The sequence below is a fragment of the Halobacillus sp. SY10 genome, assembly GCF_045401165.1.
Classification (GTDB): domain Bacteria; phylum Bacillota; class Bacilli; order Bacillales; family Halobacillaceae; genus Halobacillus; species Halobacillus aidingensis.
Window position 1 is genome coordinate 3,622,861 of sequence record NZ_CP174345.1, and the last position, 25,327, is coordinate 3,648,187.

19 protein-coding genes are annotated in these 25,327 nt (G+C 37.6%); 3 read left to right on the plus strand and 16 right to left on the minus strand.

All coding sequences use genetic code 11. From position 1 onward, the window contains the following. Window positions 1-7: 7 nt before the first annotated feature. The 3 genes from ACJA3J_RS18450 to ACJA3J_RS18460 form a co-directional block, all read right to left on the minus strand. Window positions 8-1,702 (minus strand): alpha-amylase family glycosyl hydrolase, encoded by a 1,695-nt coding sequence (locus ACJA3J_RS18450; RefSeq protein ID WP_406944914.1) that lies wholly within the window; start codon window positions 1,700-1,702, stop codon window positions 8-10. Then, window positions 1,699-4,350: a glycoside hydrolase family 38 C-terminal domain-containing protein gene (locus ACJA3J_RS18455; RefSeq protein ID WP_406944915.1), complete on the minus strand. Its 2,652-nt coding sequence runs from the start codon at window positions 4,348-4,350 to the stop codon at window positions 1,699-1,701. The genes ACJA3J_RS18450 and ACJA3J_RS18455 overlap by 4 nt, the downstream gene beginning before the upstream one ends. A 99-nt stretch (window positions 4,351-4,449) precedes the next feature. Next, on the minus strand, window positions 4,450-6,426 hold the full coding sequence (locus ACJA3J_RS18460) for a fructose-specific PTS transporter subunit EIIC (RefSeq protein WP_406944916.1): 1,977 nt from the start codon (window positions 6,424-6,426) through the stop codon (window positions 4,450-4,452). 162 nt (window positions 6,427-6,588) lie between these two features. Between ACJA3J_RS18460 and ACJA3J_RS18465 the strand changes: the two genes are divergently transcribed. The 3 genes from ACJA3J_RS18465 (at window position 6,589) to ACJA3J_RS18475 (ending at window position 9,984) form a co-directional block, all read left to right on the plus strand. After that, window positions 6,589-7,350 carry a MurR/RpiR family transcriptional regulator gene (locus ACJA3J_RS18465; protein ID WP_406944917.1) on the plus strand — a complete coding sequence of 254 codons (762 nt, stop codon included), beginning with the start codon at window positions 6,589-6,591 and terminating at the stop codon, window positions 7,348-7,350. Between the two features lie 3 nt (window positions 7,351-7,353). Next, window positions 7,354-8,310 (plus strand): mannose-6-phosphate isomerase, class I, encoded by a 957-nt coding sequence (manA, locus tag ACJA3J_RS18470; RefSeq protein WP_406944918.1) that lies wholly within the window; start codon window positions 7,354-7,356, stop codon window positions 8,308-8,310. A 744-nt stretch (window positions 8,311-9,054) separates the two neighbouring features. Beyond that, window positions 9,055-9,984 (plus strand): manganese-dependent inorganic pyrophosphatase, encoded by a 930-nt coding sequence (locus tag ACJA3J_RS18475; RefSeq protein ID WP_406944919.1) that lies wholly within the window; start codon window positions 9,055-9,057, stop codon window positions 9,982-9,984. Window positions 9,985-10,338: 354 nt separating this feature from the next. On the opposite strand, the gene ACJA3J_RS18480 is transcribed toward ACJA3J_RS18475, so the two are convergent. From ACJA3J_RS18480 to ACJA3J_RS18540, 13 genes are all read right to left on the minus strand, one after another. Continuing rightward, window positions 10,339-11,292: an LCP family protein gene (locus tag ACJA3J_RS18480; RefSeq protein ID WP_406944920.1), complete on the minus strand. Its 954-nt coding sequence runs from the start codon at window positions 11,290-11,292 to the stop codon at window positions 10,339-10,341. A 316-nt stretch (window positions 11,293-11,608) separates the two neighbouring features. Next, window positions 11,609-12,598, minus strand: a complete 990-nt coding sequence (gene galE, locus ACJA3J_RS18485) for a UDP-glucose 4-epimerase GalE (protein ID WP_406944921.1) — start codon at window positions 12,596-12,598, stop codon at window positions 11,609-11,611. 102 nt (window positions 12,599-12,700) lie between these two features. Then, a complete protein-coding gene (gene sat / locus ACJA3J_RS18490; protein ID WP_406944922.1) occupies window positions 12,701-13,852 on the minus strand; it encodes a sulfate adenylyltransferase in 1,152 nt (383 codons plus the stop codon). 135 nt (window positions 13,853-13,987) lie between these two features. Further along, a complete protein-coding gene (gene cysQ / locus ACJA3J_RS18495) occupies window positions 13,988-14,770 on the minus strand; it encodes a 3'(2'),5'-bisphosphate nucleotidase CysQ (RefSeq protein ID WP_406944923.1) in 783 nt (260 codons plus the stop codon). A 56-nt stretch (window positions 14,771-14,826) separates the two neighbouring features. Beyond that, the gene (gene cysC / locus ACJA3J_RS18500; protein WP_406946327.1) at window positions 14,827-15,426 is read right to left on the minus strand and encodes an adenylyl-sulfate kinase; all 600 of its coding nucleotides are present in this window, start codon (window positions 15,424-15,426) and stop codon (window positions 14,827-14,829) included. Between the two features lie 12 nt (window positions 15,427-15,438). Further along, window positions 15,439-17,214, minus strand: coding sequence for an SLC13 family permease (locus ACJA3J_RS18505; protein ID WP_406944924.1), 1,776 nt, complete (start codon window positions 17,212-17,214; stop codon window positions 15,439-15,441). Between the two features lie 163 nt (window positions 17,215-17,377). After that, entirely contained in the window at window positions 17,378-18,751 is a 1,374-nt protein-coding gene (locus ACJA3J_RS18510; RefSeq protein ID WP_406944925.1) for a sugar phosphate nucleotidyltransferase, read from the minus strand. Between the two features lie 21 nt (window positions 18,752-18,772). Beyond that, window positions 18,773-20,041 carry a glycosyltransferase gene (locus ACJA3J_RS18515; protein ID WP_406944926.1) on the minus strand — a complete coding sequence of 423 codons (1,269 nt, stop codon included), beginning with the start codon at window positions 20,039-20,041 and terminating at the stop codon, window positions 18,773-18,775. Beyond that, window positions 20,022-21,200 carry a glycosyltransferase family 4 protein gene (locus tag ACJA3J_RS18520; RefSeq protein WP_406944927.1) on the minus strand — a complete coding sequence of 393 codons (1,179 nt, stop codon included), beginning with the start codon at window positions 21,198-21,200 and terminating at the stop codon, window positions 20,022-20,024. Before ACJA3J_RS18520 ends, ACJA3J_RS18515 begins: the two co-directional genes overlap by 20 nt. Before the next feature lie 18 nt (window positions 21,201-21,218). Next, window positions 21,219-22,187: a sulfotransferase domain-containing protein gene (locus tag ACJA3J_RS18525; protein WP_406944928.1), complete on the minus strand. Its 969-nt coding sequence runs from the start codon at window positions 22,185-22,187 to the stop codon at window positions 21,219-21,221. 45 nt (window positions 22,188-22,232) lie between these two features. Next, window positions 22,233-23,390, minus strand: coding sequence for a glycosyltransferase family 4 protein (locus ACJA3J_RS18530; RefSeq protein ID WP_406944929.1), 1,158 nt, complete (start codon window positions 23,388-23,390; stop codon window positions 22,233-22,235). A 21-nt stretch (window positions 23,391-23,411) separates the two neighbouring features. Further along, window positions 23,412-24,248, minus strand: a complete 837-nt coding sequence (locus tag ACJA3J_RS18535) for a sulfotransferase family protein (protein ID WP_406944930.1) — start codon at window positions 24,246-24,248, stop codon at window positions 23,412-23,414. After that, window positions 24,249-25,151, minus strand: coding sequence for an O-antigen ligase family protein (locus tag ACJA3J_RS18540; protein ID WP_406944931.1), 903 nt, complete (start codon window positions 25,149-25,151; stop codon window positions 24,249-24,251). Between the last annotated feature and the right edge of the window lie 176 nt (window positions 25,152-25,327).

The window sequence follows — 25,327 nt, forward strand, 5'->3', positions numbered from 1 at the left end:
CCTCCTTTTACGATTCGTGGACCCAGATGAACTCATACGCTCCAAGCGTCACCGCTCCTGAAACGTTTCCGCCATCCACAAGGTTCACACCTGCATATGGGAGGTCAACTTCGACAGTTTCACGAGACGTGTTAACTGCGAAGAATACTTTCTCACCTGTTCTTTCATTCAATCGTGTCAGTGCAAACGCGCGAGGATCGACATCAACTACCTGCTGTTCTGCATAAGGAGAAAATGCACTTTCCTGCTGACGACGTTCAATCATGGTCTGCATGCCTTCAAAAATTCCTTTGCGGCGGGAATCGTTCTGAAGTGCCTGTTTAATCGCATCATACTCAAGCTTTTCACGGTTGATCCGACGAGGAATGCCGGATGCCTCAAGCCCTTCATAGTCATTGCCGGAGCCGAGTAAGGAATGATAATAGATGGCCGGCACGCCGATGACAGAAAGAAGAATTGAATGTGCGGCAAGCATTTTCGCAACGGTATCTTCTTCGGTTTTATCTTCGCCCTTATTCACCAGTGCTTCGGAGTAATTAATGTTCAGCTCATATACAGACTTGCTGCCATCCGGATTACTCTTATAGGAAACTTCGCCGCCGTTCTCTTTCACTTTATTGACGAGCACCTGCTTTTCTTCTTCGGTCAATATTCCTTCTGTCGGTCGCATTCCGATGCCATCATGACTTGCAAGAAAATTAAAGTATGTGGCAGAATCGGAAACTTTACCGATGGACTTCGCCCATGCTGTCAATTTCGTCGCATCATGTGTAGTGAAGCTGTGCAACACTAATGGAGGCAGCGTAAACTGGTAGACCATGTTCGCTTCATTCGTGCCGTTACCGAAGTAGCTGATGTTTTCCTTATGCGGCACATTCGTTTCGGTAATGATTTGTGCGTTCGGCTTGAAGTGGCTCATCAACGTCTGCCATAGCTGAATGATTGCGTGCGCTTGCGGCAGGTGGATACACGTTGTACCTGACTCTTTCCATATGAATCCGATCGCATCAAGACGGATGCTCGTCCCTCCCTGATACGCATATTCCATAAGAATCTCCGTCATTTCAAGCAGGGCAGGGAAATGTTTGAAATTAATGTCGACCTGGTCTTTACTGAACGTTGTCCAAGCCGTTTTCGTGCCATTTTGCCCATCATACTCATGAAAAAGCGGGGATGTACGTGGACGTACGACGTTGCCCGTATCAAAACCTTCTTCTTTCGGTGTGAAAAATTCACGGAACTTTGGATCTTCTTTCAAATATCGCTGGAACCAGTCGCTCGACTGAGAAATATGGTTGGCAACGAAATCAAACATCATCCGATAGTCATTAGAAAACGTTCGGATGTGCTCCCACGTCCCAAGAACTGGATCGATTTCACGGTAATCCTTCACTGAAAAGCCGTCATCGGACGTGTAAGGGAACATCGGAAGCAGGTGAACGTCTGTTATCATCTGACCGACCTCTTCTTTTAAAAAGCGGTGCAAAATTGGAAGCGACTCTTTTCCATCTTGAAAAATGCTGTCACCGTAAGTGATCAGGTAAACATTCTCTTCCGTCAACGGTTGAGGAGTAGTCCAGCTTTTGCTGGACCATTCCTCGATGAACGTCTGAAATTGTTCAAGATAAGAATGAGAATACGTATCCTGGTAGATGTCTTTTAAATGCTCTTCAATTTTGGATAACAATGCTTCATGGTTCATGATGATTCTCCTTTAAGTCGGATCGTTTGATAGCTGTACGGTGGAAGTGGGATAGCATCAACTGCACCCTCGTCTTCTTCAGCGAGGTTTGTCAGCATGATGCTTGTCAGCGTCTCACTGGAAACACCCGCATGTGTTTCTTCAACTGTCGGGTTGAACAGGCGCACAATGACATCTTGTCCTTCATGCGCTTTTTTGATTGAACTAATAAAGCCACCTTCAACGTTCAACAAAGAAAATTCACCAGGAAGCGTCGCAATCGGATAAGGGATTTCGAAGCGATCGAGACGCTCTTCAAACGTATTCAGGCTCTGGTTTTGATACGTGACATAGCGGTTGTTGTAGGTGTCCGCAAGTTCGAAAAGGTTCGCAGTTTCCACGCGGCCGCCTTTCATATGAAGCGCATAATCGAACATCATTTCCCCAATCATCTGTGCGTCAGGAGTGACGACAACTTTGTTGTTGATGCCAGAAGCGCGTCCCGGACGCCATGCTAAATCATCCCGTCCAAGCAGTCCGACACTGCGGAACAAGGTCAATGCGATCTGTCCGCTATCCTTAAGCACTTCGTATTCTTTCAGACCTTTTGTTAACACAGAAAAATGAGCATCTTCATTTTCTACACCGGCAAATTGTTCGACCGTGTAAATGGGAACCGGAGCTTCTTTGTAGCCGTTTTCCTTCCATGTTTCCATCCGCGGGTTTTCAGTCTGTCTTGTTATCATGCTGTACCCTTGATCGCCGAATGTCTGCTCTGGTTGTGTGACAGGTGTCTGAATAAGTGCACGGACACGGTGATCTTTCACCTGGTTATCTACATGGTGATTCACACGTACAAAATCTTCGTTACGCCGTAGTTCGAATGTCGTCTCAATCGTCAGCTGCTTTTCTGCTTTAGGATCTAACCGATAATTAAGATCAGCTGGAACAAGTTTCGTATGACGGACGGTCATTCGCTCGACACCGACTGTTTTTTCAACATTGACTAGTTCCGCATCCGCCAAAGTCAACGCTTCGTCACCTGGTAACGGTGAATAGTCATAAGAATCACCTGCATCCGCTGTATCTTCAAATTGCAGGAAGTCTCTGACGCTAACGTTCTTCGCTTTTTCAGTCAGTGTCAGCATATTTGCATCATAAGCAAGAGCATAGGACTCGTTCTCAATGAAAGAATGATCCAAGGATTCCACTTGATCGACATGATCCACGCCTTCTTCTATTTGGAAGGTCGTGTAGCCGAGGGCTGGTGCTGAAACGTTGTTCAATACAAGTTCCGTCCGGTAATACCCTGGAATTTCGACTTCCTTATCACCTTCCGCCGTAACGACGATTTTCTTACCACCACTCAGATATTCCTGATTTGTAATTGAAAAATCGACCATTTCCCTATCCAGCGTCTTCACCGCAAAATGCGAATCCTTCGTGAACAATACGGTTTCCACTGTACCTACATAATTTTTCGCATCGGTATGGAAAATGACAAAGATGTTGTCCTTACCAAGCTGTTCAGCAATCGCATGTGTCAGCTGACGCTTGATCAAGTTCATCAACCCATCTGCCTGGTGGTCGATTTTCTCTAGACGGTGCATGATATCACTATTCGTATCATCAGAGTTGCAGCCACCGATGCTATCATGCGCATGCACGTCGAACAGGTGCTTCCACATCTCATCCAAACGCGCCTGCGGGTAACGCAAACCGAGGGCCTGCCCGATGACGGCAAGCGGCTCAAGCTGGTTGATGATCTTATGCTCGACAATGGCGTTCAGTTTCTTGATATCGTAACGCTGTGAGCGAATCGTGTTGTGAATACGGGAACGCTCGGTACCTATCAATTCACCTTGGATCGTGTTTGGGAAGTCCTTATCCCTCCACGTATCTTCCATGAATTGTTCGTAGTCGGATAGTACATATTCGTAATCCCCATTTTTTTCATTCAATTTCTTAACCGTTTCCGGGAAACCTTCACGAACAAGCACCTGGTCACCACCGGAAGGAAGCAACAGGTGATCACTGTCACGGTTCATCGCAGCAAGCTTTTCCAACATGGGCTCGAGACGCTCTTCTACAAAATCTTCATCGGCAGTAAGGAATTTTCCTGGACCATATCCAAGCGCCTGCATATTCGCTTTCACCGCTTCCCCATCCGGAGATTGCCAAGTAAAATTCAAATTCCCATCAAGCTGATCCGTGTAAATTCCACGCTGCAGAATGGCATAGTCAATACCGAAGCCTTTGAAAAGGGAAGGAAGGTACTGATTTTGACCGAAAATATCCGGCAGGTAGCCGATTCCCATCGAATGGCCCATTTTTTCCGTTCCTTTAACCCCGTAAAGCAAATTACGAACTAACGATTCTTTATGGACAAGCATTGAATCTGCCTGCGTGTACCAAGGTCCGACGAAAATACGCTTCTGTTCGATCATGCCTTTCAGCCGATCATGGTTTTCCGGGCGTACTTTCAAATACTCATCAACGATTGACATCTGGGCATCAAATACATAGCCGTGGTATTCCTTGTTGCTTTCTAACAGATGGATCAGGTGGTCCATATTTTCAGCCAACAATAGGTTGGAGTCTTCAATTGTAAAATACCATTCTCTGTCCCAGTGCGAGTGAGGGACGACATATACACGTTTCTTACTCATGATGAAATCCTCCAATAATGATCAGCACCCCTGTTGGACGAATCCAAGCAGGAATGCTGATGTTTTGTTTTCTATAAATTTCTGTTTGCGCTTCTGCGATTAGATTTTGATTCGTCCTCGTTTAATGAGTGCATAGCGTATGAAAATGTTCGCAAGTGCAATGAACATTGCACCGGCAATCAAACCGATCAAGTAAGCAAAAATGTTATCTACAAGCGGCCAGCCCCAGAAGGCAGGCAACGGATACCATTGGACGGCACCGAGCAATACGGCTGTCACGGCACCTATAATCGCTCCGAGAATGTTGATCGGGATTGTGATCAGTGGGTTACGAAGCATGAACGGAATCGCTCCCTCACTGATAGCAATTAGTCCAAGCAAAATCGAAGTATTACCCGTTACACGAAGGTTCGCATCGAACACACGGCGGCCAACAAGGAAACGGTCAAGTACGGTTGCAAGACCAAGTCCGATTGGTGGAATCACAATGGCAAGTACACGTGCCGTCAATGGGAATATCTGATCGGCAGCTAGTCCGATTGCAATTGCACCGGCTGCTTTGTTGATTGGGCCACCAAGGTCGAATGCCGTAGCGGCAGCAATGATTGTAGAGAGAATGATGTCTCCGGATTCTTGTGAAGCTTCAATGGTATTACGTAATAATTCGTTCAAACCGCCGAATACTGGATCGACGATGTAAAAGTTCAGGAAGAAAATCGACAGCACACTGATTGCCGGGATGATCAGCATCGGTTTCATTGCCTGGAAGTTCTTACCGAGCTTAATTTTTTGATTCAGGAATCGTGCAATGTAACCTGCAGCAAGACCAAGGATCAACGCCCCGAAGAAACCAGATGGAATTCCATCTTCAATTCCCCAGAAGCGGTAGTGAATACCGGCTGCGAACAGACCACCGATGAAACCAGCGACAATACCGACACGATCAGCGAGCGCGTATGCTGTGAACGCTGCGAAGATCGGATACATGAACTGGAATATCATAAATCCGAATTTGTCCAAGTGGTGCAGAATGACGAAAAGTTCATTGTCATGCGTTGCATAGGAAATATCATTGATTTCATTTACAAGTCCGAATGGAATGGCACCTAACTTGGCGATCCCCATCATCAAACCGGCAGCGACGATGACCGGAATCATGTAGGAGATACCTGTCAGGATTGCTTGTGCCATTTCTGCGAGGAACCCGTTCTTTTTGTTGGAACCGTTACCATTTGAGGACGAAGAAGATTCCTCTTCATCTCCTGCTTCCACGATTCCGTCCGGGTCATTCAACGCACGGTCGATCAATTCTTCCCCTTTCGCCAGAGGTTCCGCGACACGGACTTGTACATAAGGAAGTCCTTGGAAACGCTCTTTTCCTTTTGGAGAGATATCCGTTGCAAAAATGACAGCATCTGCCTGGTCAATTATGTCTGGCGAATGTTCATCCTCGAGCCCATTTGCCCCTTGTTTTTCGGAAAGGACACGGACACCTCGTTTTTTCCCAGCCTGTTCCAAAGCTTCCGCAGCCATATACGTGTGTGCGATACCGGCGGCACATGCAGTGATTGCAAGGACGGTTTTCGAATATTCGCCTGGTTCTTCAGCCACTTCTTCATTTGTTGCATCGAGCGCTGCCAAGAATTGATCCGGATTCTCTGCGTTCATCAAGTTTTGATAATACGTCTTGTCCATCAACCGTGTGCTGAGCTCTGATAGCAGATTCAAGTGAGTCGAACCTGATTCCCCTTCAGGAATCGCTAATAGGAAAACGAGTTCCACTTGATTGGCAGGGTCAATGCTTTCCCAGTCGGTAATCGGTTTTTCCAGACGTGCCACAGCGAACGATGCTTTTTTCACTGCATTCGATTTCCCGTGCGGAATGGCAAGGCCTGCTTCAAGCCCTGTCGGTGAAACCTTTTCCCGTTCTAAAACGGTTTCATAATAAGCCTCTTTAGAAGAAAGGCATCCTTGTTCGTATAATGTTTCTGTCAATTTCCAAATGACGTCTTCTTTCGTAGTCTCGCTCATACCGAAACGGATAAGAGACGGTTGTGTCATTTGCTTCAATTCCATCGTTAGTCACCGCCTTGTTGTAATCGTAAGTGCTTACATAACTCCTAATACATTTGTAACATAAGATTGGTTCACATGGATGTACAGGAAATGTACATTTGTACATTGTTGCATGAAGGAGTATACTCAACAATGTATTGATATCAGAAGGAGATTGACTTTATGGGTAAAGTTCTAGAACGGTTCTCCGAACATTTAACGGCATTAACACATTCGGAAAAGCATGTGTTATATTACATTGAAGATCATCTGGATGAGGCGAAGACGATGGCGCTGACGAAAATGGCTGAGGCGAACAGTGTCAGTACAACAACCATCGTCCGGATGTGCCATAAACTGGGCCTTGATGGCTTCGCTGAGTTGAAATATATACTGAAGACGATTGCTGCTACCACACTGCCCACCAACCAGGATCCCATTAAACGGTACGTGGGGGACATTACACAGAGTCTTGGAGCCATTAAGCATGAAGACCTTGAGCGGATTGCTGGTGAAATGAACAAAGCGAACCGGCTTGTGGTACTTTCTGTAGGTTTGACAAAAATGGCAGGCGAATACTTGAGCAAGCGCCTGATGCAGCTGAATCAAACATCCACGTATATTTATGAATCGCATATGATTGATCTGATCAGTAACTGGATCAACCGAAATGACCTCGTCATTTTCATTTCTTCAAGCGGCGAGACTAGTACACTGTTGAAAGCTGCGGATAAGCTTGCCCATTTGAATGTACCGAGTGTCGCAGTCACAAATAATCCCGACAGTCCACTGCATGAGCTGACGGATTATGCAGTGAGTGCACCAGTCCAGAAAATGACCTATGCCGGATACGATTTATCGGCAAGATCAACGCTCGTCATGCTGTGTGATCTGATTTTTGAATACATATTGAAAATAGTAGCGGAAGAAGGGAAAGAGGAATAGACAATGTATAACGAACCAATATTTTTAGCACCTGAATTCAAAGAGCGACTATGGGGTGGAACGAAACTGAATGAATTGTTCGGTTACGAGCTCCCTTCGGATTACACGGGAGAATGCTGGGGAATTTCCGGTCATGCCAATGGTCCGTCTGTCATTAAGAATGGCCCATTAAAAGGGAAAACGCTCGCAGAAGCATGGGCAACGAACCGCGAATTGTTTGGAGGCGAAGAGGGCGATGAATTTCCGTTGCTCGTGAAGATTCTTGATGCGAGAAAATACCTGTCTGTGCAGGTGCACCCTGATGATACGTATGCACGTGAAATTGAAGGTGAAAATTACGGAAAAACGGAATGTTGGTATGTGATCGACTGCGAAGAAGGAGCGGAAATCATTTTCGGTCATCATGCGTCGACACGGAGAGAGCTTGAGCAGATGATTGACGCTGGAGAATGGGACGACCTGCTCCGCACAGTGAAAGTGAAGCCGGGCGACTTCTTCTATGTACCGAGCGGAACGATCCATGCCATCGGCGCCGGCATCCAAATTCTTGAGACCCAGCAGAGTTCAGATATTACGTATCGTGTGTATGACTATGATCGTGTCGGTCAGGACGGAGAGAAACGCGAACTTCATTTGGAAAAATCGAAAGAAGTGACGACCGTGCCGCACGAAAATCCTGCTCTCAATCGAAAAAAATCCATTGAAAACGGACTGGTGCGCGAACAGTTGGTGGAAGAGAATTATTTCACCGTCGAGCGCTGGGAGCTGGATGGTGAAGTGAACGGACTTTCCGACCACTCTTATAAGCTCGTCAGTGTACTTGAAGGGAATGGGGAAGTAATTGTAGATGGGAAAGGTTATGTGTTCGGTAAAGGGGAGCACTTCCTCCTACCAGCAACCGTTGCAAACTACGACTTGAAAGGAAAAGCAACCTTGATTGCCTCTCACTCAAATAAATAACTGTATTTTTATGGGGGATCAAAAAGTTCACATGGAAAGCTTTCCAAAAATAAGGAACCGGCTATTACTCAGCCGGTTCCTTATTTAAGAGCTATATTCTTGTATCATATCGTGAACCTCATTGACCTGCTGCTCATCTGCAAGTAATAAATTCTGTCAAACTTTTTCCATTCCCTGTCATTTGATAGGTGGCCAAGTTTTCACTTGCCCTTCTATAATTGGCTATCTTTAATATAAGAATCAAAGTAATTACTCTTAATTTTATTTGTCTTAAGCCCTAAACAGTCCATCATCTATTACATGGACCTAGATTGATAAATGGGCCTCCTCAAATAGAAGGCATTGTAAAGTACCTAATTTGACTAAATAAATCACTTCTCTACCTAAACGGTATTATTCAAGAACTTATAGTATCTACCATTTGAATACAAATTTCAATAAGATGTAAATCACAAGCCAAACTGGAATTGAAAATAACAAGCCATTCCTACACCCTTTAATAAATTTCCCCTCTTCATCATTCATACTTTTCCCTTCCTTTCAAGATTGCATATCCCTATTGTTTGCCTAGAATCGTAACAATTAAACGAGAAAATATATGTATTATTCAAGGATTATTTTTGTAAGAATAATTATACAAAAGAGGAATTTAAAATTTTAGTGATGTCATAGACTCAAATCCCATACTACTTTATACTTATAAAGTACATTTATACATAACGAACAATAGAAAGGAAGATTTTCTTGTCTAAAACATTAATATTCGGTCATAAGAACCCTGATACGGATACAATATGCTCAGCCATTGTGTACGCAGAACTCAAAAAAGAACTTGGAGAAGATGTAGAGCCAGTTCGTCTTGGTGAAATAAATGGCGAAACACAGTATGCTCTCAATCATTTTAACGTAGAAGCACCTCGTCTAGTCGAGCGTGTTTCTGATGAGGTGGAGCAAGTCATTCTTGTGGACCACAATGAGTTCCAGCAAAGTGCTGGCGATATTGAGAAAGTACAGGTGCTTGAAGTAATTGATCACCACCGTATCGCAAATTTCGAAACAAAAGGTCCACTTTACTACCGTGCTGAACCAGTCGGATGTACGGCAACTATTCTAAACAAGTTGTTTAAAGAAAAAGGTAAAGAAGTTTCTAAGCCTATGGCCGGCTTGATGCTATCTGCCATCATTTCGGACTCCCTGCTTTTCAAATCCCCAACTTGTACGGAAGAAGATCGGCAAGCCGCGGAAGAGCTTGCATCCATCGCTGATGTTGATCCAAGGGAGTATGGCTTGCAAATGTTGAAAGCAGGAGCAGATATTAGTGATAAGACCGCCAGTGACCTAATATCTCTGGATGCCAAAGAATTTAATATGGGCGAGAAGAAAGTTGAAATCGCACAGGTGAATACAGTAGATACAAATGATGTACTTTCAAGAAAGAACGAACTCAAAGATGCAATGGAACAGAATGTATCAGAAAAAGGACTAGACTTATTTTTGCTAGTAGTTACAGACATTCTTGAGAGTAACTCATTAGTGGTTACTGTAGGAGAAGATTCTACTGGAGTAGAAGAAGCATTTGGTGTTACTTTGGATGGCAATCAAGTTCTATTAAAGAATGTAGTTTCACGAAAGAAACAAATTGTACCACCACTGAACACCTACTTTGCAAAATAAAAATTATGAACAAATACAAAAAGGAACATCCAGATGGATGTTCCTTTTGTTTGTTTTCAAGTGTTAGTAATATCACATAACTAGATCGACTTACTTCTTCAAACTAATATAAAAAATAGTAATACACACCAAACGGGGATAGATAATATTGTACCGTTAAAAAAACCTACTAGAAAGTTATTTTCTTTAAAGTACATCAGCAAAACTCCCCTCTCTATTCAGATAACACAATGTTAAAAAAGCGTTTTCATTAATAATGTTAACACTACATACCCTAAAATGTTGTAGAAAAAACAGGGGAGTGTGCTGATAGATGTTGTCATATATTAACGATTTAAAAGTAACTCTGTTGGTTTAAGAACTATATTCTTTGACCATATCATGAACTTCTTGAAGTTCTTGTTCGGTTACTCTTAAATAATAAATCCCATCTATCTTTGTTCCTTTACCTTTCATCTGATACGTTGTCATATTCTCTCGTGCACTACGATAGTTAAGAAGTAATTCCTGCATTATATTTGAATCCATATTTGTCTTTACGTTGTTCCCTAAGACATTCATAACTTCGCCAATTTTATTAACAGATTTGATACTCGCTCCCTTCTTAATGATTCCTTGTATAACTTTCCGTTGACGTTCATTTCGACCGAAATCTCCATTAGGATCCTTATACCTCATCCGTACAAAACCCATAGTTTGTGGGCCATTCATCGTTATATTTCCTTTAGAATACTCATAACCTTTTTTATAATATCCTCTATCTTTCCACTGTAATTCATTTTGAACTGTAATTCCGCCAACAGCATCCACCATTTCGGACAAGCCTTCCATATTCATTCTTATGTAATAATCTAACTGAATTTCTAATAGACTTTCAACGGTTTGAATGGCCATTTCAGTACCACCAAAGGCATATGCATGATTTATTTTATCCAATTTCCCCGCCTGCTGGGAGTCCCCTACCATTTCTGTTCGGGTATCTCGAGGGATACTTATTAATTGACTTCGATTATTTTCTGGATCTACTGAAAGAACCATAAGAGCATCAGATCGACCACGATCTCCTGAACGTTCATCAACACCTAATAATAAAATACTGAGAGGTTCTTTCTGTTCAACTTTCTTATTAGTTAATTCATGATTAATTGAACTTACTTCCTGATTCATTTTCTTATCCACAGTATTCTTTGCTCCAGCATACAGGTTGTAAACATAAATGCCTGTAACTACAAGTAGTATCAGGAGTACAAAGAGTGGAATCTTCCACCAAAGTCCAGCCTTTTTCTTTAATATATTTGCCTGTCCCATCCCTTCCTTCACTCCTTCCTAATAATGAGTCGTAATCACTTACCCGTGTTCCGCTAATACTTTAACCATTAAATCTGGCCAGTGTATTTCATTTCATTCTCCTCCGATTGTTAGGTTCTCATTTTTCAATGAGCTTTTACGGAAATTTAATAACAAGCCTTTCATAGTGTAAAAATACATGATTAAATGAAGTTACTTCTAAAACACCTAACACACTCTTAGGGCAGGCAAGAATCTTGGGTACCAAGGTTCTTGTTGAATCAGTGAAAATTAAAAAAGGAACCTTTAACTGAGTAATAAGTCCCTTAACTAATTTCTAATCTCTATAACCATTAGGATGTCTCTCATGCCATGCCCAAGCCGTTCTTATAATATCTACCATAGAAGTATATCGTGGTAACCAGCCCAGTTCCCTCTTAGCCTTTTCAGCGGATGCTACTAATTGAGCTGGATCTCCCAGTCTTCTAGGTGCTACTATTGCGGGGATTTCATGACCTGTGACCTCTCTAGCTGCATTTATCATTTCTTTAACAGAGAAGCCTTGTCCGTTTCCTAGGTTAAAGATGCTTGAAGGCTTATCTTCATTGAGATAATCTAATGCAAGTATATGTGCCCTCACCAAATCTACTACATGTATGTAATCACGAATACATGTACCGTCTTCAGTTGGGTAGTCATCACCAAATATCGATATATGGTCTCTCTGTCCTAGCGCTACTTGTAGGATGAGCGGTACAAGGTGAGTTTCTGGCTTATGGTCTTCACCAATATTGTAATTTTCATGAGCTCCTGCTACGTTGAAATAGCGTAAGGATACATATTTAATACCATGGGCGTGTTCGGTCCAGTGCAACATTTTCTCAACAGCAAGCTTAGTTTGACCATATGTATTTGTAGGATTGGTAGGTGATTCTTCTACAATTGGAACTTGTTCAGGTTCTCCGTATGTAGCAGCCGTAGAAGAAAATACAATTTTATCAACACCATGTTCTTCCATAACCTTTAACAAAGTCATAGTACCAAAAACATTGTTACCATAATATTTTAATGGATCTTCAACACTTTCACCGACTAATGAATTAGCCGCAAACTGCATAACTGCATCTATTTTATGGCTTTTAAAGACTTTTCTAACATCCTCTATTCTCCTGAGGTCTCCACGAAGTAATGGTACACCTTCTATTAATGACTCTTCATGACCGGTTTCAAAATTATCAAGTACGACTACTTGGTGATCAGCCTTAGTTAGTTCTGCCACCGCATGACTACCTATGTATCCAGCTCCACCACAAACCAAAATATTCATTATATAATCTCCTTCTTGATTTAAAGTCCATATGTAAAAGTGAAGCCTTCCAGAGTTTGTCTGCAAGGCTTCACTAGGTAGTAGTTCAAATTTATTGAATAATTAAATTTGCTTCATACCTTTAATTAATACATCCGCTACTTCCGGTCGAGAGAATTCTTTAGGAGGACGCTCCCCATTACGTAGAAGTTCGCGTACTTTTGTACCACTTAAATGAATATGGTGTTCTTTTCCATGTGGGCATGTCTTCGCTGAAGCCATGTTTTCACATACATCACAATAGAAAGCATGTTCAAATTTAAAGATACCAATCCCTAGCTCGTCTTCTACACTAGCAATTAAATCCTGCGCATCATACGTTCCATAATAATCGCCTACTCCAGCGTGGTCACGGCCGACAATGAAATGTGTACAGCCATAGTTTTTACGCACAGTTGCGTGTAGGATCGCTTCGCGAGGTCCTGCATAACGCATAGCTGCTGGGTAAATCACTAGTCGGACGCGGTCTTCAGGGTAGTAATTTTTAAGAATGGTTTGGTAGCTTTCCATACGAACGTCCGCAGGAATATCATCTGACTTCGTTTCACCAACAAGAGGGTTCAGCAATAGACCATCTACAGCTTCTAGAGCTGTCTTTTGAATATGCTCGTGAGCACGATGAACAGGGTTACGTGTTTGGAATCCAACAATTGTTTTCCAACCTAGATCAGAGAAAAGTTGGCGTGTTTCCGATGGATCTAAGTAGAAGTCTTCAAATTCACCGTGATCCGGACGATTAAGAAGCATAATTGGTCCGCCTAAGTAGACATTTCCTTTTTGATATACTTTGTTAACCCCAGGGTGTGCTTCGTCTTTAGTACCATAAACATTTTCTGCTTCACGAGTTTCATCGTAAGAATACTTCTCTTCAATAAGAAGGGTACCGTATGTAATACCATCTTCACCATTAAGGGCAATTTCTTCTCCTACCTGATACTGATTAGCTTGTTCTTCTGTTACAGGAAGAGTAATAGGAATACTCCAGATAGTACCATCTTTCAAGCGCATTTCTTCTACAACTCTCTCATAATCCGCTTTACACATGAAACCGTTTAATGGGCTAAATCCTCCAATCCCGATTAACTCAAGGTCAGATATTGTCCATTTAGAGATTTCTAGAGTTTGTAGAGATTTGGCATGATTAAGTGCCTCTTCTCTATCATTTCCTTTTAATTCACGATTAACTAATGTTCCACCATGTACTTCAACAGTCATAAAATAAAACCTCCAATGTAATTCTAGATATTTTAGATGTCTTTTCTAATCTTACACTTAATTGAGCGCTCTTGTAACCGTAGTATATCTTTTTTATACTTTAATACAAAATTAATAATTAGTTTAAAGATATATTTAAGCTCTACGAGCTAAGAACCATGGATTTCTTAAGTTCTTTTTGTTATATGTGAGTGGGGAGTTTTCATTAGCAATATCAACTTTCCCACCCGATAATTCTACAATAGCTTGTCCAGCTCCAGTATCCCATTCCATTGTTGGTGCGTAACGTGGATAGTAGTCCGCTTTTCCTTCCGCTACTAAACATAGTTTCAAAGAGCTACCTGCAGAGATTGTTTCCACTTCATCATATGTCTCTTTTAATTGATTAATAAAGGCTTCTGTTTCTTCAGACATATGAGATCGACTGGCTATCACTCTTGCCACTTTGTCGCTTGATTTTTCTAAAGGAAGCTTTGTTTTGTAAGCTTGAACATCATCACTTGATAGTAACCCCTTCACTTTATAAGCACCTTGTTCTTCATTAGCTACATAAAGATCATCAAGAGCAGGTGCATAAACCACCCCAAAAACAGGCTTACCTTCTCTAATTAAAGCGATATTTACGGTAAATTCACCGTTCTTTTTTATAAATTCCTTTGTTCCATCAATAGGATCGACTAACCAGAATTCTTTCCATGCTTTACGCTCTTCATAAGAAAGGTGGGATCCTTCTTCACTTAGGATAGGAATCTCAGGGAAGTTTTTTTGCAGAGCTTCTTTAATGATTTCATGAGAACGCTGGTCTGCGACGGTTAGTGGAGATTCATCTTCTTTATACTCTACTTCAAAATCTGTTTCATAAATCTTCATGATTTCTTTTCCAGCTTCGACTGCAGCTTGAACTACTTGTTGTTGCATGCTCTTCCTCCTAATAATTTACGGGGTAATGAAATCGTAAGCATGACGATTAAATTTTAGATATATTTCTTTTCCTGTAAAAAAGTAATAACCTGTTTCACAGAATCTTCTAACGTATTCTTATCTGTTTCAACAACGAGTTCTGGAGCACTTGGCTCTTCGTACGGAGCATCTATACCTGTGAACCCTTTAATTTCTCCAGATCGAGCTTTCTTATATAAACCTTTAGGGTCACGGTTCTCTGCTTCTTCTAAAGAACATTTCGTGTACACTTCAATAAATTCTCCGTCTTCAAACAGTTCACGCGCACTGTCACGGTCTTCACGGTAAGGGGAGATAAATGCTGTTAATGTAACTAGACCCGCATCATTCATTAATTTCGCTACTTCGCCGATACGACGTATGTTTTCTGTGCGATCTTCAGGACTGAATCCAAGGTTTTTATTTAAACCATGACGCACGTTATCTCCATCCAGACGATAAGAGTGTACACCTAACTCAAATAATGCTTTTTCGACTTCAACAGAAAGTGTAGACTTTCCGGATCCAGATAAACCAGTAAACCAAAGAACAGGACTTTGGTGCTTCTTCAATTGTTGACGTTCGACCTTTTCAACTTTCGAGTCGTGCCATGTAATATTTGTTGATTTCATAATAAAAAACTCCTTCTATACAAATTGTATATATATAACAAAAACTGTGATGACCATAACAATAATTGATAACGGTAATCCAGTACGTATATAATCTTTAAAATGATAACCACCCGGTCCATAAACTATTAGGTTGGTTTGATACCCAATTGGTGATAAGAAACTAGCAGATGCTGCAATAGCTACAAGGATTGCCATTCCCATAGGATCGATACCAGATTCGACCGCTACTTCATAAGCTATCGGAAACATGATTACAGCTGCGGCATTGTTAGTAATGAACTCTGTAAATAAATTTGTCAGTATAAAAATAGAAACTAAAATAGCTAAAATTCCGAATGGTTGCAAATTTTGAACGAGATGATCCGCAAGCCATTCTGCTGTTCCTGTCTGAATAATAACATTTCCTATGCCAAGTGCACTGGCAATCAATAACAGCACTTGGAACTGCACCGCCGCTTTTGCCTGCTTTGGTGAGATTATTTTCGTTACTATCAGCACACCGACAGTAATAACCATGGCTTTAAATATAGATAACAATTGGAAGGTTACTAGAACAATCATGCTCATTAACAAGATTAAAGCAAACCATCCTTTAGACTCATTCTCATAAAAAGTTGAATTACCTACTGGAGAAGTTACATAAAAATCACGCTGTTCTTTACTCTTTTCTTCAAAACTTAACCCAGAAACTATTAATAGTAAATCTCCTGCTTTTGGAACTATATCCCCAATTTTCCCCTCAACTCTTTCATCGTTTCTATGTACAGCCATAACAGCAGCATCATAGGTTTCACGAAATCCACTTTGCTTAATCGTTTGTCCTAACAAACTAGACTGGTAGGATACGACAACTTCTTGTAATTTTGTATTTCCGTTCTTTAAATCATCTAGAGATAAGTCAGTTCCTGTATCCAACTGCAACCCTTTTCGCTTTTGGAGATCAGCAATGGTAGACATCATCCCGGTAAAAATTAAACGGTCTCCAACTTGAACTTTTGTATCTCTTGTTACTGGAGAAATTTTCTCCGTTCCTCTAATAATCTCAATGAGATACAAACCTTTTAGGTTTCTTAATGAAGCTGCTTCTACGGATTGATTTTTGTAAGGAAAACCTTCTAAAACTACCATTTCACTTAAGTAATCTTTAGTATTTTCGTTCACTCTTTCAATCAAACTTCGATGGTCTGGTAAAACCTTAGGACCAAAGAAGATTAAGTAAACCAAACCTACAATCGTGATAGGAATTCCAACTATAGCTAGCTGAAAAAAAGAGAATCCATCGGTGTTAAAATCTAGTAACAAACCATGAATAACCAGGTTTGTTGAGGTACCCATTAATGTAATTGTACCACCTAAAATAGATGCATACGATAATGGAAGCAAAAACTTAGATGGAGAAATATTATGATCGGAAGACCATCTTCTAATAATAGGGGTCAAAGTCACAACAATCGGTGTATTATTTAAAAAAGCTGAGAATCCCGCAACTGGAATAACAAGTCTACTAAGCGCCCCAGTATGGGTATTGGCTTTTGCTAAAAAAGCAGACATCAGCCGTTCTACTAGACCACTTTTTTCAAAAACTCGAGCAACTATAAATAACAGAGCGACAGTTAACATGCCTTGATTGGAAAAACCAACAAGAGCTTGTTCAGGTGTTACAAAATCTAGTAATAAAAACAAAAACAATGTAGCAAATACAATCAAATCTGCACGGGCAATCTCCAAGTATAAACCGACTAGCATTAAGATAATCGCTGTTACAACGAAAATCATTTCAAATGTCATAAAAAGCCTTCCTTTGGTTAATTTTCATCCCAATTATAAATCAGTATGCACTTTTATATTTAATACTTAATTTACAAAAGCAAGTTCAAATACTATGAAATAATGTTTCAAATAATACTGAGCTATTAAATGGGAATTTAATAAACACTAAGGAGTATTAAGATTATATAAGGGTTTGAACTTCTTTTATTATATTATCCCAATTTGTTGATATACGAATTATGTCCTCTTCTACCAATTCACTACCAGTTTGAACTTCAATAATTTCCATTTCGGAAGTTGCTCTAATAGAGTGTTTGGAAGCTAGCGGAATTTGAAGTACATCACCTGCCCTGACATGTTTAAATTCATCATTTAGAATAAATACACCCTCACCTTTAACTACCGTCCACACCTCACTTCGCTGATAATGTAATTGATAGCTCAGGTTCTTACCAGCCATAATGCCAATTCGCTTAGTTAATACTTCATTACCTTCATCAAATTTTGTATAGTCTAGTACTCTATACCACCCCCACCTTCGCTCTTCATACATAGGGCGACCGCCTATATTATTAACATATTCCTTAACCTTTGGGCTGGAGTCTTTATTTGTAACTAAAATACCATCAGGACTGACTGCAACCACAGTATTGTCTAAACCTAATAATGTAACAGGAATATCTAATTCATTGATGATATGCGAATTACTAATATCTTTACTCATGATTCCTTTACCTAGGATGCTGGTTGACATTTCCTCTGTTAGAGTATTCCATGTTCCAAGATCTTTCCAATTTCCGTCATATGAAGTTGCCACTATATGTTCTGCATTTTCTACCACTTCATAATCAAAACTTGTTTTTGGGAGTTGGGAGTATTGTTTCACTAATTCACTATAGTCAAGGGAGAACCCCTTTTTTTCTAATATGTTTAAAATATAACTTAATTTAAATGAGAAAACCCCACAATTCCATAATGCATCCTTCTCAATAAACTCTCTCGCTAATTTTTCGTTAGGCTTTTCAGTAAATCTTTCAACCATTATACTATGAACACTATTCTGCTCTACTTTGGGAATAATGTATCCATATTTTTCGGAGGGATATGTAGGTTTAACTCCCATCAAAGCTAAGTCCGCATCCGAATCTATTAATATATCTTCTAATTCTTTAACTGTATTAAAAAAAGAACTATCTACATATGGATCTACTGGAAGCATTCCTACCACTTCATCCCTATCGCAGCCTTCTACAGAGAATAAATAAACTGCAGCTAAAGCTATGGCTGGGAAAGTATCTCTTCTTTCTGGTTCTGTCACAATTGGTATATTATATCCTAGTTGACTAGTAATCATATCTACCTGAGATTTGCTTGTAGCAATTATAGAATCTTCACTCAAATTATTTCTTTCTAATTGTTCCCAAACTCTTTGTACCATGGAAACATCTTCACCTTCAGGATTCTTTAAAACTTTTAAAAATTGTTTTGACCTTGAGTCGTTTGATAATGGCCATAGACGTTTACCAGAGCCACCAGATAATAAAACTAATTTCATTTCAACCCCACTTTCTTTATTTTAATGATACATTGAAAATATATTATCATATTGTCTATAAACGGCCTCTTTTGAATAGTATTCATAGAAAAAGCGATGCGCTAAATTGGACATTTTTCTGTTTGTTGAGATGTTTGTCAAATTACTCATGTGTACTGGGAACTTTGAAATATCATTTTCCACAATACACTCACCTTTCATTGGTAAGTTGATACCCTCAGCACCAAAGTTAGTTGTTATGACTGGCAGTGCTCTAGACATAGCTTCTAAAGTTTTTAATTTAACACCGCTCCCGAATAATAAAGGAATTATCATTGCACAAGACTCGTTAAACAATTTATCTAAATTTTCTACATACCCTGATAGTTCAATATTTTTTGGGTACTCTGCTGTTAACTTAAGAACTTCATTACTTGGGTTTTTACCTATAATTTTCAGCTTTACATTTGGATTTTCTGAAATTAGATTCTTCATATTCACCTTGATGAAATTTACTATCGAAACGTTATTATGAGGGATATTTAATGATCCTAAGAAAATGAAAGTTGGTACTCCCTTATAGTCTCTTTTTGTTATATTGTTTTTATGATTTAATACCTTCGGTCTAATAGAGCGAATGTTTTCTTGTTTCGAATTAGCCTTTAATACTCCTACCTCTAGTTCACTAATTAATAATTTGTTTGTAATTTTTTCTGCTGTAACCAATTCACGTTTTTTTAGTAAACCCTTTTCATACTTTAGCAATAATTTACTAATCGATTGTATAGAGGATATTCTCTTGGCGAATTTAGGAAGGTGAGAGGAGAAATTACCTAGTACATTAAAATCTACATCTTTGAATTTTTTCATATTATGTAACATTTTTTCGTAACGTATAGAAAATAAGTCATCCATATAAACAAATTCTTCAACATCCAATGCTTCATCTTCGAAATATTGAGATATTCTTAAAGTATCGTATATAACAAGATCTATATCCTTTTCATCAATATAATTCACTAAAGTTTTCTTTATATCATTACTAAATAAAAACGATTCTTGTAAAGATTTGTTTCGAAAAATTAAAGTATTGAAAAATACATTTTTCAACTGATTTAATACTTTAGGCTTATCAATATATATGACATTAGAATTTAATGACTTTTTTAAATCATTATCCCCGACCACTATGTATTCTATTGAGTTTTCACCATGTTTTTCTATGAAATACTCATAAATACTTGATAGAATTACTTTTTTTCCATTATCTTTTGGATATGGAAATTGGGTGCTAATTATCAGAATTTTCATTAACATCCTCCATTAACTGTATATCTTTTAGCTTATTAATAAAAACATTTGCACTAAGTTCCCAATGGAATAGTTCCACACGGTTTATTCCATTATTTTTTAATTCATTTTGCTTTAATTCATCAGATAACAAACTATCTATTCCCTTTGAAATATTTTCTGGTGAACTAGGATTAATATAAACTGCTGCATCACCTGCTACTTCAGGTAAAGATGTAACATTTGCACTAATTACTGGTGTTCCACTAGCCATCGCTTCTAGTAAAGGTATGCCGAATCCTTCATAGAAAGACGGAAATACAAATACCTCTGCCATATTGTAAATATAAGGTAAGTCCTCAGTCTCTACATATCCTAAAAAGATAACGTATTCTTCAAGGTTAAAATGCTTTACAATTTCTTTTACATTTTCTAGACCATTACCTTTGGCGCCAACTACAACAAGTTTGCAGATTGCCCTTTTCTTTTTTATTGATTCCTCATACGAGTACAATAAGTTCACTAGATTCTTTCGAGCAGTAGTAGTTCCTACAAATAATAAATACTTTTCAGGTAAATTGTATTTAGTGTGGATATTATTTCTTATTTCACTATCATAATTACCAGTGAATAAATTACGATCATAAGAACAATATGTTATAGCTATTTGGTCACTCTCAATATATTTGAAATTTCCCATTATTGATTGTTTTGAATAATTGGATACTGTAAATATATTTATATCTTTATTAAATATTAAATTTAAGAAAAATTTTAAATACATCGCATGAAATTTAGAATGATATTCCTTAGCATTTATAAATGCTAAATCATGTACTGTAACAATACTTTTTTTTGCTGGGAAAGTGATAGGCTTTAGAAAATTAGGTCCCCAAAAAACATCAACTTTATATTTTTTTAAGTACTTTGGTAAAATTAAATTCAACCAAATTGGCTGATATATTTGGTTATTTGGGAAGATTTTATTTAGGTCATTTACTTTAATAAATACAATATTTTTTTTATCATTATTAAAGTTAATATTTATTTCATTATCTGAAAACACATAATAAAAGTTATTATCATCGTTTTTTATTATGTATTTCAACATATTCTCTAAGTAGATTCCAATTCCTGTTTTATTACTTGTTAATTTTCTACCATCTACTCCGATTATCAAATTAGACCCATCCTTCTTCTACCAATGATCTTCATTATAATAATGGTTTGCTAAGTCTTTGGTTGTTTCTTTAATAAGAGATATTTCTGATTCTGTTAAGTTTTTCTTCCAGCTTTTTATCATATCCTTGCTGTTTCGTTTTAGTACATGTACTCTGTTGGATTCAGCCTTAACTGGGTTTTTGTCTCCAGTATATTCCTTAATCTTTTTTTCTATATGATTATTAAAATTAATCCCCAATTTATTATATAACTTATGAAATTCAGATACTGGATCAAGAGATAAATCTTCATGTTTTACAATTATCATATTTGGGTTTCTTTTTGCATATGTTGAAAGAACTGAATATATACAATTCCACCAGACTGCAGATTTTAATACCAGATTTTCCTCTTCAGAATTTACTCTATTAATATATTCTATTAAATAAGGATGTTCCATAATTAATTCTTCTTGCTTAAGTAAATTATCGAAACCAAATTGCCACTCTAACCTTTTCATACTACTTACAAATGCAGCAGGGTGTCTTATTACTATTACAACTTTACAATTATACTCTTGATGCATATATTCAGTTAAATTGTAGGCCATTGGATCCTTGATAAGTAATCGATTAATAAAAGGATCTATTTTAATTTTCTGGTAATAAAAGTTTGGTCTGCTTTTTATGGTTGCCCATCCTATCAAATTTCTTACTTTTTCAATTTTAGTCTTTTTTCCTCTTTTTAAATAATGATAAGGAAACCTTTTGAACACTGCTTGCCCTTTCATCAAATCTCGTATTGAATCTGATACTAAATTTTCGTTTGCAGCTCCTTTTTTTGTAAAAAGAAAGTTCTGGTTTACAGTATTAAGACCATATTCTCTATTAAATGGCTCTTGTATATAACCTATGTTAGAATTCAGGGATAAAATTTTCCCTACAAAAGTTGTTCCTCCTCTAGGAGAACCTGTTACTAATATAGGTTTTTGTTTTTTTTCTCTCAAAGTATTCACCTACCATTAACTTAGTAAAATAATTCACTAATTAAATCATAATTTCTCGTAAACATTCAAATGTTTATCAATCATATTCTCTACATTAAATTCTTCACTTTTTTTTATACAGACATCTTGTATGTCCTTCTTATCATTATAAGAATAATTATAATAATCAATAATACTTTCAGTAATTTCTTTAGGAGAGTTAGGGGTAAAACTATACTTAGAAGAATCTATTAAAATTTCTGGGATTCCGCCCACTTTTGAAGCAATAACTGGAGTCCCAGCTTGATAAGATTCTATTATTACTCTACCAAAAGGTTCCTCCCAAGTTGATGGAACTACTGTTAGGTCTACCTGTTGCATTATATCAATCACCTTATCATAAGGAAGCTTACCTAGGTATTTAATTCTATTATCCTTACTAATCTCTTTTAAATTATTTTCTTCTGGTCCTTCACCACAAATATAAAGATCTGACACAATATGTTCAGGGATTGTAGATAAAGCTTTCAACAAACTATCTACTCCTTTATTAGAGGTTAATTGACCAAAATACCCCAACTTCAGACTATCTCTAGTTGATACTTTCTTTTTACTTATACTTTTATTTTCAACCACATTTGGAATAACATATTTATTAGCCTCTTTAAAAAAACCTCCATTAATATGTTCATCTAATATGTATTGTGATATTCCTATAACCGCAGATACATATTTACTAAAGTATTTTGCAATGGATGAAGAGAAATATGAAAACAATCTAGAATTCACAGGTCTCAATAATGAATAATCTCTAAGAGTATGAACAATAGGAATATTTAATTCTGATGCAGCTTTCCAGACTGAAACACTCAATCCAGAAAGGTTCTGTGTATGAACAATTTCAGGTTTATTTTGAGTTAATAGTTCTTTTACTCTTTCATATTGAACTATGTTGTATGAATTTATTATATGCCACAATACTTTTTCCCTACTATTCTTTCTTCCAGCATCTTTAAGCCAATACAAGTTGTTATAAGGGAGTCTATATACAGGTACTTGATAAATTTCATTATATGTTAGCTTTTCTTTAGATCCTCCTACCGTTAGTACTTCTACTTCTATAATATTATTAAGCTGCTCTGAGAGGATTTTAGTAGATATTTCAGCTCCACCAATTATATCTGGATAGTAAAAGCTATGTATAATGCAAACTTTTTTTTTCATGATACCACCTACTTCATTATTTTAGTAATCTCCCCATTGATCTATATTAATATCGTAATGTTTATTTAATTCATCATTTCTACTACGAAAATAATTTTTTAAATATTCTCTGTCACTATCCTTCATAGAAGGGATTGATTTATTAAGCCCCAACTTTCTTATTGACTTAACAACTTTGCGAGGTAAAAAATTCCTAATTTTTGTTAAAAGAGGGAATCTATTATTTATTTTTCTAATTTCTCTTGCGAATTTATTTGCTGAATGAGATTTATTTTTCACACTATTCAATTTAACATATTCTACATCTAGGTCTAAAAAAACACAGCACTTATTCACTACATCTTGGTAATTTTCTTTAAGTTCTTCAAAGGTAATGAGCAAGATATTACTAGGTTCAAAGTATGGTTTGTATTTGTTTAATTGACTGTTATAATCACTAAGTACTAAATGCTGAAAATCTTTATCAAGAATGGATTCGCTAAATGACTTATTAATTCTTCCATTCCTATGCGCATGCCAGTAACCAGAATAGGCCCTTTCTACTGGTTCCCTTAAGATATAAATAAATTTAGCATTAGGATTGTATTTATATATTTTCTCAGGCACTCCCTCAAATTTGAGATTTCCTGTATCAGCCATTGTGTAACTGGTTGATGCATCAATAAAAATTTCACTTTTTGGATGATTTGGGAATAAACTATGATACCATTTAGTGCCCTTTTTAAAGTGGTGAGTAAAGTAATGAGGTTCCTTTGGTCTACATACTTCAATTTTGGAGTGTTGATCTAACAAATAAGCTAATGTAGTAGTTCCTGATTTTTGAGCACCTATTAGAAAAACGTTTACTAAACTTTCCATCTATTCCACTCCCTTATTTATAGTTTTTTCATTCAACAAATTGTATCCAACAAACATCCATAAAAATACATTAAACGGATACAATTCTAATATGTTTGTGAAAAACGATACGATTATCAATCCAGAGAATAACGATAAAGCAGTAAGATTGTTTTTTTCACCATTATGAACATATGTGAATAACAATTTCTTTCCTATAATTAGTATGAGAGCAAAAGTAATTAACAATCCAATTATCCCCACTTGCTGGTATATTGCTAAGTATTGATTGTCAACAGAATAATTCAATGAGTTATAATTTAGCTCCTCCATTCTTCTGCTAGCTGCTCCCACTTTACCTAAACCTAGCCCAATAATACCTTCCAAAGAGAATGGAGAATAAAGGTATTCACCCCATAACTTAAACCTAGCAAACAGTGAATTAGATGCAAAGTAATTAAATCTATCTAAAATAAAATAAAATGTGTAGGTTAAAATGGGGAGAAATAAAAATATCATTGAATTATTAAATAATACTGTTCTCTTGCTGCTCTTTCTAAATGTTGAAACTAAAAAGTACACCAATTGAGCTATAACCCAAAAAAGCAAAGCGAATCTTTTTGTAGATAAAATTAAAAACAATAAAGTGGTCAAATTAAGTATCCATTTGTAATGTTTCTTTTCATTAGGAATACATTTCTCTAGTATGAATCCTAGTAAAGCTAATAGAATAGAAAAATTACCAGGAGTACCTACTATTGATGGTAGCCTTAACAGAGAATTAAAATGTTCAAAATTAGTGCCATACTTATATCCTAATAAAAGTAAGTTTTGAGCCCCAAGTACATACTGTACAATCCAACCTATTAAACATAGTATGTAAATTAACATCAAAATCTTAAAAAAGGAAAACCTTTTGTACATTGCAACAATACCTATGAAAATCCCCATCATCGGTATGACAGTTATTTTTATCCCATATAATAAGCTTGTAAAATCACCCTTTGTAAAACTACTGAATAAACCTATAAAAATAAAGAAAATAATTAATAAAAAAACAATGAAAACTGTTCTATCTATTTTTTTAATTAATATTAACC

Bases quoted from the DNA above. Each gene is read 5' to 3' on its own strand.
- sat (WP_406944922.1), bottom strand. From the start codon at position 13,852: ATGACTGTTGAAGTACATGGTGGAACATTAGTTAATCGTGAATTAAAA.
- galE (WP_406944921.1), bottom strand. From the start codon at position 12,598: ATGAATATTTTGGTTTGTGGTGGAGCTGGATACATAGGTAGTCATGCG.
- ACJA3J_RS18480 (WP_406944920.1), bottom strand. From the start codon at position 11,292: ATGGGACAGGCAAATATATTAAAGAAAAAGGCTGGACTTTGGTGGAAG.
- ACJA3J_RS18505 (WP_406944924.1), bottom strand. From the start codon at position 17,214: ATGACATTTGAAATGATTTTCGTTGTAACAGCGATTATCTTAATGCTA.
- ACJA3J_RS18515 (WP_406944926.1), bottom strand. From the start codon at position 20,041: ATGAAAATTCTGATAATTAGCACCCAATTTCCATATCCAAAAGATAAT.
- ACJA3J_RS18540 (WP_406944931.1), bottom strand. From the start codon at position 25,151: ATGTACAAAAGGTTTTCCTTTTTTAAGATTTTGATGTTAATTTACATA.
- ACJA3J_RS18530 (WP_406944929.1), bottom strand. From the start codon at position 23,390: ATGAAAAAAAAAGTTTGCATTATACATAGCTTTTACTATCCAGATATA.
- ACJA3J_RS18535 (WP_406944930.1), bottom strand. From the start codon at position 24,248: ATGGAAAGTTTAGTAAACGTTTTTCTAATAGGTGCTCAAAAATCAGGA.
- ACJA3J_RS18455 (WP_406944915.1), bottom strand. From the start codon at position 4,350: ATGAGTAAGAAACGTGTATATGTCGTCCCTCACTCGCACTGGGACAGA.
- ACJA3J_RS18465 (WP_406944917.1), top strand. From the start codon at position 6,589: ATGGGTAAAGTTCTAGAACGGTTCTCCGAACATTTAACGGCATTAACA.
- ACJA3J_RS18450 (WP_406944914.1), bottom strand. From the start codon at position 1,702: ATGAACCATGAAGCATTGTTATCCAAAATTGAAGAGCATTTAAAAGAC.
- ACJA3J_RS18460 (WP_406944916.1), bottom strand. From the start codon at position 6,426: ATGGAATTGAAGCAAATGACACAACCGTCTCTTATCCGTTTCGGTATG.
- manA (WP_406944918.1), top strand. From the start codon at position 7,354: ATGTATAACGAACCAATATTTTTAGCACCTGAATTCAAAGAGCGACTA.
- cysQ (WP_406944923.1), bottom strand. From the start codon at position 14,770: ATGCAACAACAAGTAGTTCAAGCTGCAGTCGAAGCTGGAAAAGAAATC.
- ACJA3J_RS18510 (WP_406944925.1), bottom strand. From the start codon at position 18,751: ATGAAATTAGTTTTATTATCTGGTGGCTCTGGTAAACGTCTATGGCCA.